Source organism: Streptomyces sp. NPDC016851, assembly GCF_055562795.1.
Map to the genome: position 1 here is coordinate 101,026 of NZ_JBVHEP010000031.1, position 13,938 is coordinate 114,963.

A 13,938-nucleotide genomic window follows, 5' to 3' on the forward strand; every position below is an offset into this window, starting at 1 on the left:
CGAAGGTGTTCTACGAGCGCGCCCCAGGTGTAACGGGCTGCCACCCGGGTTACCCGACCCCGGCACGTCGACCAGCGAGGGCGTCCCCCCGCCCGCGCGCCGGGGACGCCGGGAACGGAAGGCCCATGAGCAGCGGCTTCAGCAGCCCGGAGGGCTACGGCTCGGATCCCTTCGGAGAATTCCTCGCACGCTTCTTCGGCGGACCGCGTCCCGGTCCCCGGCAGATCGACATCGGTCGGCTGCTCAGCCAGCCGGCCCGGGAACTCGTCCGCGGCGCCGCCCAGTACGCCGCCGAGCACGGCAGCCGGGATCTCGACACGGAACACCTGCTGCGGGCGGCGCTCGCCACCGAACCCACGCGGACCCTGCTCACCAAGGCGGGCGCGAACCCCGACTCTCTGGCATCGCAGATCGACGAGCGGTCGGGCCCGGCCCAGCACGCCCCGGACGACGCACCGCCGCCGACCGCGCTCTCCCTCACCCCGGCCGCCAAGCGCGCCCTGCTGGACGCGCACGACATGGCCCGGGCCCGCGGCTACGGCTACATCGGGCCGGAGCACGTGCTCAGCGCCCTGGCCTCGAACCCCGACTCGGCCGCCGGGCACATCCTGAACGCGGCCCGCTTCGCCCCCTCGGAACCCCCCGAGGCGCCGGAGGCCCCGCAGGCCGAGCGGCCGCGCCCGACGAACACGCCGACCCTCGACAAGTACGGCCGCGACCTCACCGAGCTGGCCCGGCAGGGCCGTATCGACCCGGTGATCGGCCGGGACGAGGAGATCGAGCAGACCGTCGAGGTCCTCTCCCGCCGCGGCAAGAACAACCCGGTACTGATCGGTGACGCGGGCGTCGGCAAGACCGCCATCGTGGAGGGGCTGGCCCAGCGCATCTCCGAGGGGGACGTGCCCGACGTGCTGACCGGGCGCCGCGTGGTCGCCCTGGACCTGACGGGCGTGGTCGCGGGCACCCGCTACCGGGGTGACTTCGAGGAGCGGATGAACAACATCGTCGGCGAGATCCGCGCCCACTCCGAGCAGTTGATCATCTTCATCGACGAGTTGCACACGGTCGTGGGCGCCGGTGCAGGCGGTGGCGACGGCAGCTCCATGGACGCCGGCAACATCCTCAAGCCGGCCCTCGCCCGCGGCGAGCTGCACATCGTGGGCGCCACCACCCTGGAGGAGTACCGCCGGATCGAGAAGGACGCGGCGCTGGCCCGCCGCTTCCAGCCGATCATGGTGCCGGAACCGACCGCTGCGGACGCGATCGAGATCCTGCGCGGTCTCCAGGACCGTTACGAGGCCCACCACCAGGTCCGCTACACCGACGAGGCCCTGGTCGCCGCCGTCGAGCTGTCCGACCGCTATCTCACCGACCGCCGGCTGCCGGACAAGGCGATCGACCTGATCGACCAGGCCGGTGCCCGGGTGCGGCTGCGCGCCCGTACCAAGGGCACCGACGTACGGGGCATGGAGCGGGAGCTTGAGCAGCTGACCCGGGACAAGGACCAGGCGGTCGCGGACGAGCAGTACGAGCAGGCCACCCAGTTGCGCGACCGGATCATGGACCTGAAGCTGCGGATCACCCAGGCGGGCGGCGACCACGAGATCGACGAGGGCCAGGACCTGGTGGTCGAGGCCGAGGCCATCGCCGAGGTGGTGTCCCGGCAGACCGGCATCCCGGTCAGCAGCCTCACCCAGGAGGAGAAGGACCGCCTGCTGCACCTGGAGGAACATCTGCACGAGCGGGTGGTCGGCCAGGACGAGGCCGTGCGGGTCGTCTCGGACGCGGTGCTGCGCTCCCGCGCCGGGCTGGCCAGCCCCGACCGGCCGATCGGCAGCTTCCTGTTCCTCGGCCCGACCGGCGTCGGCAAGACGGAGCTGGCCCGGGCGCTCGCCGAGGCCCTGTTCGGCAGCGAGGACCGCATGGTCCGCCTCGACATGAGCGAGTACCAGGAACGGCACACCGTCAGCCGCCTGGTCGGCGCCCCACCCGGCTACGTCGGCCACGAGGAGGCCGGGCAGCTCACCGAGGTCGTCCGCCGGCACCCGTACTCGCTGCTCCTGCTGGACGAGGTGGAGAAGGCCCACCCGGACGTCTTCAACATCCTGCTGCAGGTCCTCGACGACGGCCGGCTCACCGACTCCCAGGGCCGCACGGTCGACTTCACCAACACCGTCATCGTGATGACCAGCAACCTCGGCTCCGAGGTGATCACCCGCCGCGGCGCCTCCGTGGGCTTCGCGTCGGGCGGCGCGGACGCGGACGAGGAGGCCCGGCGCGAACAGATCCTGCGCCCCCTGCGTGAGCACTTCCGCCCCGAGTTCCTCAACCGCATCGACGAGATCGTCGTCTTCCGCCAGCTCAGCACGGAACAGCTCCGCCGGATCACCAACCTCCTGCTGGACCGCACCAGGTCCCTCGTCCAGACCAAGGGCATCTCGGTGACCTTCACCGACCGTGCGGTGGAATGGCTGGCCGAACACGGCTACCAGCCGGAGTACGGCGCCCGCCCACTGCGCCGCACGATCCAGCGCGAGGTGGACAACGAGCTGTCACGACTGTTGTTGGACGGCCGCGTCGAAGAAGGCGGCCGGGTCACGGTGGACGTAGAGGACGGCCGCCTGAAGTTTCAAACGCAGGAGACGGCAACGCCTTAGGGGGCGCGGGGAACTGCGCGACCAACCCCCACGCCCCGTCAGACGGGACTCAACGCACAGGCCGCACCACCATCGCCGATCCCCCACCCCGCCGTACGGTCTCCGCGGCTGCCAGCCACTTCCCACCCGGCAACCGCTGAACCCCCGTAGCCGCACCGATCTCCGGGTTGGCTTTGAAGGAGTGCCCGATCGCTTCGAGCTGCTTCTTCACACCACTGTCGAGCCCCGGTTCCAGCTCGGTCTGCGCGGCATTCCGCTGACTGGCCCGCGGCGCGGCAATCGCGTCGACGAGCGGCAGCCCCCGGTCGAGGAACCCGGTGAGCGTCTGCAGGACCGTCGTGATGATCGTCGCCCCACCCGGCGACCCCAGCGCCACCACGGGCCGGTCATGCCGGTCGAGCACGATCGTCGGCGACATCGACGACCGCGGCCGCTTCCCCGGACCCGGCAGGTTCGGGTCGTGCACGGCGGGATTCGCCGGGGTGAAGGAGAAGTCCGTCAGCTCGTTGTTGAGGATGAACCCCCGCCCCGGCACGGTGATCCCGCTGCCGCCCGTCTGCTCGATGGTGAGCGTGTAGGCGACGACGTTCCCCCACTTGTCGGCCACCGTCAGATGCGTGGTGCTGTCGCCCTCGTACGTGGTCGGAGCGGCCGTACCGCCGGAGCCGCACCGCTCGGGGTCGCGCGGATCACCCGGCGCCACAGGACTCGTGAGCACCGCGTCGTCCTTGATCAGGCACGCACGCGAGTCGGCGAACCGCTGGGACAGCAACTCCTTCGTCGGTACGTCTTCGAACGCCGGGTCACCGACCCACCTCCCCCGGTCCGCGAAAGCGATCCGGCTGGCCTCGATGTAGCGGTGCAGATACTTGGCCTGGCTCGCCTTCGACAGGTCGGTCCGCTCCAGGATGTTGAGCGCCTCGCCGACCGTCGTGCCGCCGGAGGAGGACGGCGCCATCGAGTAGACGCCGAGGCCGCGGTACGAGGACTTGGTGGGTGCCTGGAGCTTGGGGCGGTACGCGGCCAGGTCCCGCTCGGACAGGTCGCCGGGGCGGGCGTTCCAGCCCGAGGCGGGATCCACGGGCGGTTTGTTGACCGTGTCGACGACGTCCCGGCCGATGTCCCCGCGGTAGAGCGCGCCGACGCCCTTGCGGGCCAGCTCCGCGTAGGTGCGGGCGAGGTCGGGGTTCTTGAAGGTGGAGCCGACGACGGGGAGTCGCCCGCCGGGCAGGAACAGCTCGGCGGTGTCCGGGAAGTAGCGGAAGCGGGTCTCGTTGGAGGCCGTCTGCGAGCGGAAGGTCTCGTCGACCGTGAAGCCGTCACGGGCGAGCCGCTCGGCCGGTTTCAGGACGCTCGCGAGCCGCTTGCTGCCCCACCGGTCGAGCGCCGTCTGCCAGGTGGCGGGTGTGCCCGGGGTGCCGACGCTCAGGCCGCTGCTGACGGCCTGGGAGAAGGGGACGGGCTTGCCGTTCTCGACGAACAGGTTCTTGTCGGCGGTCAGCGGGGCGGTCTCCCGGCCGTCGATGGTGCGGACCGTACGGGACTTGGCGTCGTAGTAGACGAAGTAGCCGCCTCCGCCGACGCCGGCCGAGTAGGGCTCGGTGACACCGAGCGCGGCGGCCGTGGCGACGGCCGCGTCGACGGCGTTGCCGCCCTTGCGCAACACCTCGAGCCCGGCCGCGGAGGCGTCCCGGTCGACGCTGGAGACGGCGCCGCCGTAGCCGACGGCCAGGGGCGTTTTCTCACCGCCGGTACTCTGCGCGGCGGGCGGCGCCGCCCCTCCCACCGACACCACCACGGCGGCAGAAACCGCCAGGACCGTCAGATTCCGTGCGACAGGGCGACGCATCCGCACCTCCAGTCAAAGGCCGTCCGCGCAGCTTAATTCATCGCCATGGCCGCGTCAGGAATGCCTCGAACACCGGTGCGTCGGGCCCGCTACCATGCGCGCCCATGAATGACGACGTGCGCAACATCGTCCTGGGCGTGGTCGCGGCGGGTATCAGCGCCGCGCTCGGCTGGGTGGCCCGCACCTACCTGTGGAAGCGCAAGCTCCGCCGGAAGCAGGCCTTCTTCGGACTGCCCGACAACTCGGAATCGCTGCTGGTGGTGAACCGGAACGCCGCGGGGCCCGAGTTCGCCGTGATGCGCTACGACGTGTTCGCGCTGCTCGAACTCGCCGCGCTGATCAAGGACTGCAACGCCCACGCCCAGATCCTCCCGCACGACACGGCACGTCAGGGATTCGGTGAGCGCACCGAGTTCTGCGTGGGCGGCCCGGCGTCCAACCGCCGTATGGCGGCGCACCTGTCCTCCCTGCTGCCCGGTGTGCGGGTGAACGTGGACGCGGAACCGAGCCCGGACCGGGGCTCGTTCCTGATCGGCTCCGAGCGCTACCGCGTGGAGAACGGCAGGGAGGAGTACGCGCTGCTCGCCCGGCTCACGGCGGAGCGGAGCCAGCATCCCCGCCCCGTCTTCCTCTTCTGCGGCCAGACGTCGATCACCAACCAGGCCACCACCCGCTATCTCGCCCGCCATCACGAGCGGTTGGCGCGCAAGTACGGCAACAACTCGTTCGTGCTGCTGCTGAAGGTGATCAATTCACAGGCGTACGGGCCGGATGTCGTCGAGATGGTGGAGGACGTGACGCGCGCGGCCCAGACACCGCTGCCCGCCGCGGCGACGTCGGCTCCACGCAACAGCCACCGTGCCTCCTGAAGTCCTCCACTTATCAACAATCGTTACTGGCACGTAACTTACCGACGGGTTACCACTGGTAAGGGGGCGAGGTTACCGTCTGGTCACTTTGCACTGACACGAGTGAGGAGTGACCCGTGGGACTCCACCGCAAGGCCCTGCGCACCACCGCCGTAGGCGCCGTCTCGGCGACCCTGGTCGCCGGCACCGCCCTCGGACTCGCCCCCACCGCACAGGCGGCGCCGAACCCGGTCCGGTTCGTCGACATCGCGGGCGACGGCGGCACCGGCCTCAAGGCCAACGTCGTCACCCCGGCCGGCGCCGACGGCACGCGCCGCTACCCGCTGCTCGTCATGCCCACGAGCTGGGGTCTGCCCCAGGTCGAGTATCTGGCCCAGGCCCAGAAGCTCGCCGACTCCGGGTACGTCGTCGTCACCTACAACGTGCGCGGCTTCTGGCAGTCGGGCGGCGAGATAGAAGTCGCGGGCCCGCCCGACGTGGCCGACGCCTCGAAGGTCATCGACTGGGCGCTCGCCCACACCCCTTCGGACGCCGGGCACATCGGCATGGCGGGCGTCTCGTACGGCGCCGGCATCAGCCTGCTCACCGCCGCGCACGACAAACGCGTCAAGGCGGTCGCCTCACTGAGCGGCTGGGCCGACCTGATCGACTCGATCTACTCCGGGCGCACCCAGCACGTCCAGGCGGCCGCCCTGCTGGACGGCGCGAGCGTGGTGACGGGCCGGCAGAGCGCCGAACTCCGGCAGACCTTCGACGACTTCTACGCCTCCAACCTGGCGAAGGAGCCGGAACTCGTCGCCTGGGGGAAGAAACGTTCCGCTGCGACCTACGTCGACCAGATCAACAAGAACGGCGCGGCGATCATGCTCGCCAACGCCTGGGGCGACACGGTCTTCCCGCCCAACCAGTACGCCGACTTCTACGAGAAGCTGACCGGCCCCAAGCGGCTGGAGATGCGGCCCGGGGACCACGCCACCGCCGAGCTGACCGGCCTGTTCGGGCTGCCCAACGACGTGTGGAAGGACACCGAGCGCTGGTTCGACCACTACCTGCGGGGCGAGGACAACGGCATCGACCGGGAGCAGCCCGTCCAGCTGAAGTCCCGCTCCGCGGGCGGCTACGAGGGCTACCCGGACTGGAAGTCGGCCGGCGCGACGCACCGGAAGCTCGCCCTCGCCGGCACGACCACGATCCGCACGAACGTGAACTCGGGCGCCGACGGCGGAGTCGTCTTCCTGTCCAGCATCCTCGACCAGGTGGCCCAGCTGCCCCCGATGGCCTCGATCCCCCTGCTCCCCCGCCGCTGGGCCGCCGTGTGGCAGTCGGAGAAGTACGCCACGGCCCAGCAGGTGCGCGGGACGGCGAAGTTGCACACGACCCTCACCCCGACCAAGGAGAGCGGCACCCTCGTCGCCTATCTGTACGACGTGGGGCCGCTCGGCCTCGGCAAGCTGGTCACCAACGCGCCGTACACCTTCCACGGGCGCACCCCCGGAAAGCCGTTCGGCGTCGACCTGGAGCTGTACTCCACGGCCTACGACGTCCCGGCCGGGCATCGCCTCGCCCTGGTCGTCGACACGGTCGACCCGCTCTACATCGAGCACAACCCGTCCGGCGCGCAGCTGACCTTCTCCTCGCCGGCGAACGACCCGTCGTACGTGTCGGTTCCGCTGCGCGAGCAGTGATCTCCGGCTGCCGCCGGACGGGCCTGGCCGATGTGAACCGCCGCCCCCGTGGCCGACAGGGCCGTGGGGGCCGCACCCGGTGGGAATGGCCCGCAGGCCGGGCGGGCGGTCTGCTCATCCCGGGCGGGATCGGCGGAATTCGGCGAAGTCCCCCTCTCCGACAGGGATGAAGGGCACATCGTAGTCGAGGTCCGATGCGATGAGCCGTCCGGTGCCCGCCCGTTCAGTGCTTGAGGATCTTGGAGAGGAAGTCCTTGGCGCGGTCGCTGGTGGGGTTGGTGAAGAACTCGTCGGGGGTGCGGTCCTCGACGATCCGGCCGTCGGCCATGAAGACGACACGGTTGGCGGCCGAGCGGGCGAAGCCCATCTCGTGGGTGACGACGATCATGGTCATGCCCTCGCGGGCCAGTTGCTTCATGACCTCGAGTACCTCGTTGATCATCTCCGGGTCTAGGGCCGAGGTCGGCTCGTCGAAGAGCATCGCCTTGGGCTCCATGGCCAGGGCGCGGGCGATGGCCACGCGCTGCTGCTGGCCGCCGGAGAGCTGCGCCGGGTACTTGTCCGCCTGGTCGGCGACGCCGACCCGGTCGAGCAGTTCACGGGAGCGCTTGTCCGCGTCCTCCTTCTTGCGCCCGCGCACCTTGACCTGCCCCAGGGTGAGGTTCTGCAGGACGGTCTTGTGGGCGAAGAGATTGAACGCCTGGAAGACCATCCCGACGTCGGCGCGCAGCCGCGCGAGGGGCTTGCCCTCCTCCGGCAGCGGCTGCCCGTCGAGGATGATCTGTCCGGACTCGATGGTCTCCAGGCGGTTGATCGCCCGGCACAGTGTCGACTTTCCCGACCCGGAGGGGCCGATGACGACGACCACCTCCCCCCTGCCGACGGTGAGGTTGATGTCCTGGAGGACATGCAGCTCCCCGAAGTGCTTGTTGACGTCACGCAGCTCGATCAGCGGATCGACGGCCATGCTCAGCCCTACTCACTCTCAGCTGTGTGGTGGTTGCCGCAACGTATCCAGGCAAGATCGGACTTGTCGGGCGACACGCACTTTTCGATCATTAGCCGTATTTACGGCGAACTTTGGGCCAAAGGTTGTGGCCATGGGACTCACGACTCCGCGACTTCCGCGTACAGCTGGGACAGCTCGGGCACCCCGTTCGCGGCCCACTCGTGACCGGAGTCCACGACGTCGAACTCCCGGCCGGAGGCGAGCCGCACGACCGGCTGCCCGTCGGGCCGGATCTCCCAGGCGGCTCCCGGTACGGTGCGCACGATGACGGTGCCCAGGTAGAGCCCGGCGTCGTTGCCGAGCCAGGTCAGGGTCTCCTCGTCGTCCCGCCAGCGGGGCACGACCTGGTCCAGCGCCTCCAGCGAGGCCGCCGAGTCGTCCAGCCGGACACCCGCCCGGGACGCCTGGGAGCGGAGCAGTTCACACTCGGCGAGGAGTTCCGCGATGCCAGCCGGATCGGGAACCCCGAGCTTCCGGCGCCGGTTGCCCAGGAAAGGGATGTTCATACGTCCAGCGTGTCATTCGTACCGCCATACGCACCACAGGCGCGCGGGCCCGCCATTCCTGACGAGTTCACGCCGAGTTCGTCCTCGGCTCGTTGACGGGTCCCTGAAGTCTCCCTAGTTTCACCAGGCGTCGTGCGTCTCGGCTCTCGTCGTGTCTTCTGTTCCGTCCGTGCGTTTCGTCTGGGTGCGTTCGTGTGTCGATGAGCGGGAGGAGTCGGCCGTGCGCCGATGTGTCCGGGGGATCCTGGTCGTCCTGGCCCTGTGCGTGTCCCTGATGCCGGCGGTCTCGGCGCGGGCCGCCGAGGAGCGGCGGGCCGCGCCGGTGCCGCTTGAGCGGCTGTTCGACAACATCGCCGTCAGCGACGACGGCCGGCCCGCGCAGGCCGACTTCGACGGCGCCGGTGCCTCCCTGTCGGCGCGGGACCTCGCGGCCGCGGGCTGGACGCCCGGCCGCGGCCTCACCGTCCAGGGGGCCCGGCTGACCTGGCCGCGGCGGCAGCCCGGCGAGCCGGACAACGTCCGCGCCGCCGGCCAGGACGTACGGGTCACGGGGCGCGGGGACGCCCTCGCCTTCCTGGTGGCGGGCACCGCCGGCACCGAGACGGGCGGCCCGGGCGTGATCACCTACGCGAACGGCACGCGCTCCGGGTACCGGCTGACCGCGCCCGACTGGCGCACCGGGCCGCTCGCCACGAAGGCGGTGGCCCTGCCGCACATCAACACGCCCGGCGGGCAACTCGCCGAGCGGGCCCGCCTGTACGTCGTGACGGTGCCGCTGGTCCCGGGCCGCCCGGTCGCCTCGGTCCGGCTGCCGCACGCGGCCGGGCTGCACGTCTTCGCGGTGTCGGTACGGTCCGCGACGCGGGGCTGGACGGGCAGTTGGGCGACGTCCACCGGCGGCTACACCGCCGTGGGGCCCTGGACGGACCGGACGCTGCGGCTGGTCGTGCACACGTCGGCGGGCGGGCCCCGGGTGCGGGTGCGGTTCGACAACACCTTCGCGGCGGCGCCGGTCCGGATCGGCAGCGCGTCCATCGCCGTGCAGGCGTCGGGCGCGGCGGCGCGCGGGACGCCGGTGCCGCTGACCTTCGGCGGTGCGGGAAGTGTGGAGATCCCGGCCGGGGCCCAGGCGTACAGCGATCCCCTGGGTTTCGCCGTCCCCGCGGACACCAACCTGCTGGTGAGCTTCCACCTGCCCGGCACGGTGGCGGCGGCGCCCGTGCACCGGCTCGCGCAGCAGCGGTCGTACGTCAGCGAACCCGGCGACCACGCGGCGGACGGCTCGGCGGGGGCGTACACCTCCCAGATCACCAGCCGGCCGCTGCTCGCCGGGGTCGATGTGAGCGGCGGGCCCGGGTCCGTGGTGCTGCTCGGGGACTCGATCACCGACGGCGACAAGTCCACGGTGGACGCGAACCGGCGCTGGCCGGACGTGCTGGCCGGCCGGCTGCTGAAGCAGACCACGGTCCCGCGCTACGGAGTGCTGAACCAGGGCATCTCGGGCAACCGCGTGGTCACCGACCGGTACCCCGGCGACGGTGTGTCCACGGACGCGGCCGGCGTGAGTGCCCTGCACCGGTTCGACCGGGACGTCCTCGCCCAGCCGTCGGCGCGGACGGCCATCGTCTTCGAAGGCGTCAACGACCTGCGGTGGGACACCTCGGCGGAGCAGGTGATCGCCGGCCTGCGGGAGCTGGCGGCCCGCGGGCACGCCCGGGGCGTCAGGATGCTCGCGGCGACGATCCTGCCGTGCGAGGGCGAGGCGCGCTGCACGGCCGCCGTGGACGCCGAGCGGGTCGCGGTGAACGAGTGGATCCGGGACGGCGGCGCCTTCGACGGCGTGCTCGACTTCGACGCGGTGGTCCGGGACCCGGGGCGGCCGTCCCGGATCCTGCCCGTGTACGACAGCGGGGACCATCTGCACCCGGGCGACGCGGGGCTGGCGGCCCTGGCGGACTCGGTCGACCTGCGGTTGCTCTAGGCGCTTCCCGCGAAGTCCTCAGACGTCGAGGTCCACCACGACCGGTGCGTGGTCCGACGCGCCCTTGCCCTTGCGCTCCTCGCGGTCCACGTACGCGTCCTTCACCGCCTTCGTGAACGGCTGGTTGGCGTACACCAGGTCGATGCGCATGCCGCGGTTCTTCGGGAAGCAGAGCTGGCGGTAGTCCCAGTACGTGAACGGGTGCTCGTACTTCAGGGGCCGCGGGACCACATCGGACAGGCCCGCCTCGCGCAGGGAGGCGAGGGCGGCGCGCTCGGCCGGCGTGACGTGGGTGGAGCCCTCGAAGGCCGCGCGGTCGTAGACGTCGTCGTCCGTCGGCGCCACGTTGTAGTCGCCCATCACCGCGAACGGGCGGCTGCCGGACGCGTCTCCGGCGACGGCCGCCTTGAGGGCCTCGAACCACTGGAGCTTGTAGGCGTAGTGGGGGTGGTCCACCTCGCGGCCGTTCGGCACGTAGACCGACCAGACGCGCAGCGGGCCGCACGTCGCCGAGATGGCGCGGGGCTCCACCGAGCCGTCGAACCCGGGGTCGCCGGGCAGGCCCTTGACGACGTCCTCGATGCCGACGCGGGAGAGCACCGCCACGCCGTTCCACCGGCCGGTCGCGTGGACCGCCGACTCGTAGCCCAGCTCGCGCAGCTGCTCCGCCGGGAACTGGTCCTCGGCGACCTTGGCCTCCTGGAGGCACAGCACGTCCGTGCCGCTGCTCTCCAGCCAGGCCAGGAGCCTCGGCAGGCGGGCGGTGATCGAGTTCACGTTCCAGGTCGCGATGCGCATGTCCCACAACCTACCCGGCGGGTCTGACAACGCGGCCCGGTCCCCTTCGGCCTCAGACCTCGGCGGAGTCCCCAGACGTCAGCCGCAGGTGCTCGGAGCCGCCGAGCTGCCCGATCTGGCGGTCGTAGATCGGGCGGGCGAGATCGGTGAGGTAGGCGTCGTGGATGTCGTAGGCGCGCTGCGGCCTGACCTCGCGGACGTAGTCGATCACCTCCGAGATCTTGCTCCAGGGGGCCATCACCGGGAGCATCAGCGTCTCGACCCGGTGGCCGGGAACGGTGAAGGCGTCGCCGGGGTGGAAGACCTTGCCGCCGTCGACGAGGTAGCCGACGTTGGTGATCCGCGGGATGTCCGGATGGATCACCGCGTGGAGCTCGCCGTGGACCTGGACGTCGAAGCCGGCGGCGGTGAAGGTGTCGCCGTGGCCGACGGTGTGGACGCGGCCGGGGAACGCCGAGGAGATCTTCTCGGCGACGGACTTCAGGGTCCAGATCCGCGCGGCCGGGTTGTTCTCCATCGCGGCGCGCAGCCGGAACTCGTCGAAGTGGTCGGGGTGCTCGTGGGTGACGAGGATCGCGTCCGCGCCGAGCGCGGCGTCCTCCTCGCTGAACCCGCCGGGGTCGAGGACGAGGGTCTGACCGTCCTTTTCGAGGCGGACGCAGGAGTGCGACTTCTTCGTGAGCTTCATGATTCCATCCTGCCTCCGCGCTCCCCCGCGGGGTCACTCCTGGGGCGTGGTCTCCTCGCGGATCACCTGCTGGGCGACCTTGAACGCGCTGTTCGCCGCCGGTACGCCGCAGTAGACGGCCGCCTGGAGGAGGACCTCCTTGATCTCGCCCGGGGTGAGGCCGTTGCGCAGGGCGGCGCGGGTGTGGAAGGCCAGCTCGTCCAGGTGGCCGCCGGCGACCAGGGCGGTGAGGGTGACGCAGCTGCGGGTGCGCCGGTCGAGGCCTGGGCGGTCCCAGACCTCGCCCCAGGCGTAGCGGGTGATGAACTCCTGGAAGTCGCCGGAGAACTCGTCGGCCTGTGCCAGCGCCCGGTCGACGTGTGCGTCGCCCAGCACCTCGCGGCGGACCTTGAGCCCGGCGTCGTAGGGGTCGGGCCGGCCCTGGGGCTGCGGCGGCACGACCGGGGCGATCTCGGCGACGGGCCCGGTCTGGAGGGGCTGCGCGGGGGCGGCGGACAGGACCGGCTTGACGGCGGCCGCGGGCAGGGCGGTCTGGCCGGTGGAGGTCTCGAAGGCGGGCTGCCAGGCGGTGGAGAAGTGCCGCACCAGCAGGTCGGTGACGGCCGCGGGCTGCTCCACCGGCACCAGGTGGGAGGCGCCGGGGACGACGGCGAGGCGGGCGTCCGGGATGCCGGCGACCAGGGTGCGGGCCTCGGCGGGGCCGGTGACCTGGTCGTCCGATCCGACGAGGACCAGCGTCGGCACGCCGACCCGTCCGAGCTCCGGGCGGACGTCGAACGAGGCGAGTGCCTCACAGGCGGCGATGTAGCAGCCGGGGTCGGTGGTGCGCACCATCTGCACGGCCCACTCGGTGATCGCGGGCTGCGCGGCGGCGAACCCGCCGGTGAACCAGCGCTCGGGCGCGGTACGGGCGATGGGGTCGAGGCCGTTCGTACGGACGATCACGCCTCTCTGCCGGAACTCGTCGGCCGTGCCGAAGCGCGGTGAGGCGGCGATCAGCGCGAGGGAGGCGAGCCGCTCGGGGTGGCGCAGGGCCAGCTCGATGCCGACCGCGCCGCCGAGCGCGCAGCCCGCGTAGCCGAAGCGCTGCACACCGAGCCCTTCGAGGGTGGCCAGCAGCCGGGTGGTGAGGTCGGTGACCGAGCCCGCCGGGTACGCGGGAGCGCCGCCGTGCCCCGGCAGATCGAACCGGAAGACACGCCACTGCTTGATCAGCTCGGGGATCTGGCGGTCCCACATGTGCCATGTGGTACCCAGTGAGGGACCCAGGATCAGGACTGGGGCCTCTTCCGGCCCGTCAAAGCGGTATTGCAGGGTGTTCGGTGGTGTCTCGCTCACCCGTCAGACCCTCTCATCTCTCACGGGATCTCACACGGCCGGTCCCAACCTAACGGCTCTCGTCCCTCTCGCGGCATCGAGCGTGGTGGGATCCCCGTGGCTCGCCGCGACTCGCCTGAACGCATCCGGAATCTCCCCCATCAGGAGCCGGAACTCCACATGGTGAACGAGTCGTGTTCGCCCCTGGCAGGAGACGGGCCCGTGGACGCGGAGACCGCATCGCCGGTCGCACCCGTACCCTTCATGGTGTACACGGCGTCACATAGCGGGCGCCGAACCCCCTGGAGGCCACACCCCGTGCTGATTGCTCAGCGTCCGTCCCTGACCGAAGAGGTCGTCGACGAGTTCCGCTCCCGGTTCGTGATCGAGCCGCTGGAGCCGGGCTTCGGTTACACCCTCGGCAACTCCCTGCGCCGCACGCTCCTGTCCTCGATCCCGGGTGCGGCGGTCACGTCCGTCCGCGTCGACGGTGTCCTGCACGAGTTCACCACCGTGCCGGGCGTCAAGGAGGACGTCACCGACCTGATCCTCAACATCAAGCAGCTGGTCGTCTCCTCG

General features: G+C 71.2%; 10 protein-coding genes and 1 pseudogene. 5 read left to right on the forward strand and 6 right to left on the reverse strand.

Annotated features, from left to right (window positions below):
* The first annotated feature begins 125 nt into the window (after positions 1-125).
* A complete protein-coding gene (locus tag ACZ3I3_RS36025; RefSeq protein WP_467372022.1) occupies positions 126-2,657 on the forward strand; it encodes an ATP-dependent Clp protease ATP-binding subunit in 2,532 nt (843 codons plus the stop codon).
* A gap of 49 nt (positions 2,658-2,706) precedes the next feature.
* On the opposite strand, the gene ggt is transcribed toward ACZ3I3_RS36025, so the two are convergent.
* Positions 2,707-4,506 carry a gamma-glutamyltransferase gene (ggt, locus tag ACZ3I3_RS36030; protein WP_467372023.1) on the reverse strand — a complete coding sequence of 600 codons (1,800 nt, stop codon included), beginning with the start codon at positions 4,504-4,506 and terminating at the stop codon, positions 2,707-2,709.
* Between the two features lie 104 nt (positions 4,507-4,610).
* On the opposite strand from ggt, the gene ACZ3I3_RS36035 reads away from it, so the two are divergent.
* Positions 4,611-5,375: a hypothetical protein gene (locus ACZ3I3_RS36035; RefSeq protein WP_467372024.1), complete on the forward strand. Its 765-nt coding sequence runs from the start codon at positions 4,611-4,613 to the stop codon at positions 5,373-5,375.
* Positions 5,376-5,491: 116 nt separating this feature from the next.
* Positions 5,492-7,060 carry a CocE/NonD family hydrolase gene (locus ACZ3I3_RS36040; RefSeq protein WP_467372025.1) on the forward strand — a complete coding sequence of 523 codons (1,569 nt, stop codon included), beginning with the start codon at positions 5,492-5,494 and terminating at the stop codon, positions 7,058-7,060.
* Positions 7,061-7,283: 223 nt separating this feature from the next.
* Here ACZ3I3_RS36040 and ACZ3I3_RS36045 read toward each other — a convergent pair whose 3' ends face one another.
* On the reverse strand, positions 7,284-8,027 hold the full coding sequence (locus tag ACZ3I3_RS36045; RefSeq protein WP_467372026.1) for an amino acid ABC transporter ATP-binding protein: 744 nt from the start codon (positions 8,025-8,027) through the stop codon (positions 7,284-7,286).
* Between the two features lie 140 nt (positions 8,028-8,167).
* The gene (locus tag ACZ3I3_RS36050; RefSeq protein WP_399406351.1) at positions 8,168-8,575 is read right to left on the reverse strand and encodes a DUF6278 family protein; all 408 of its coding nucleotides are present in this window, start codon (positions 8,573-8,575) and stop codon (positions 8,168-8,170) included.
* A gap of 274 nt (positions 8,576-8,849) precedes the next feature.
* Between ACZ3I3_RS36050 and ACZ3I3_RS36055 the strand changes: the two genes are divergently transcribed.
* Positions 8,850-10,556: an SGNH/GDSL hydrolase family protein gene (locus tag ACZ3I3_RS36055; protein ID WP_467372032.1), complete on the forward strand. Its 1,707-nt coding sequence runs from the start codon at positions 8,850-8,852 to the stop codon at positions 10,554-10,556.
* Between the two features lie 18 nt (positions 10,557-10,574).
* Here the strand turns inward: ACZ3I3_RS36055 and ACZ3I3_RS36060 are convergent, their stop codons facing one another.
* The 3 genes from ACZ3I3_RS36060 to pcaDC are packed head-to-tail and all read right to left on the reverse strand — an operon-like array spanning position 10,575 to position 13,380.
* Positions 10,575-11,354: an exodeoxyribonuclease III gene (locus ACZ3I3_RS36060; protein ID WP_399406353.1), complete on the reverse strand. Its 780-nt coding sequence runs from the start codon at positions 11,352-11,354 to the stop codon at positions 10,575-10,577.
* Between the two features lie 52 nt (positions 11,355-11,406).
* Positions 11,407-12,042 carry an MBL fold metallo-hydrolase gene (locus ACZ3I3_RS36065; RefSeq protein WP_467372027.1) on the reverse strand — a complete coding sequence of 212 codons (636 nt, stop codon included), beginning with the start codon at positions 12,040-12,042 and terminating at the stop codon, positions 11,407-11,409.
* A gap of 33 nt (positions 12,043-12,075) precedes the next feature.
* Positions 12,076-13,380: a bifunctional 3-oxoadipate enol-lactonase/4-carboxymuconolactone decarboxylase PcaDC gene (gene pcaDC / locus ACZ3I3_RS36070; protein ID WP_467372028.1), complete on the reverse strand. Its 1,305-nt coding sequence runs from the start codon at positions 13,378-13,380 to the stop codon at positions 12,076-12,078.
* 297 nt (positions 13,381-13,677) lie between these two features.
* Here pcaDC and ACZ3I3_RS36075 point away from each other — a divergent pair.
* Positions 13,678-13,938 (forward strand): annotated as a pseudogene (locus tag ACZ3I3_RS36075) (DNA-directed RNA polymerase subunit alpha); the annotation flags it as partial.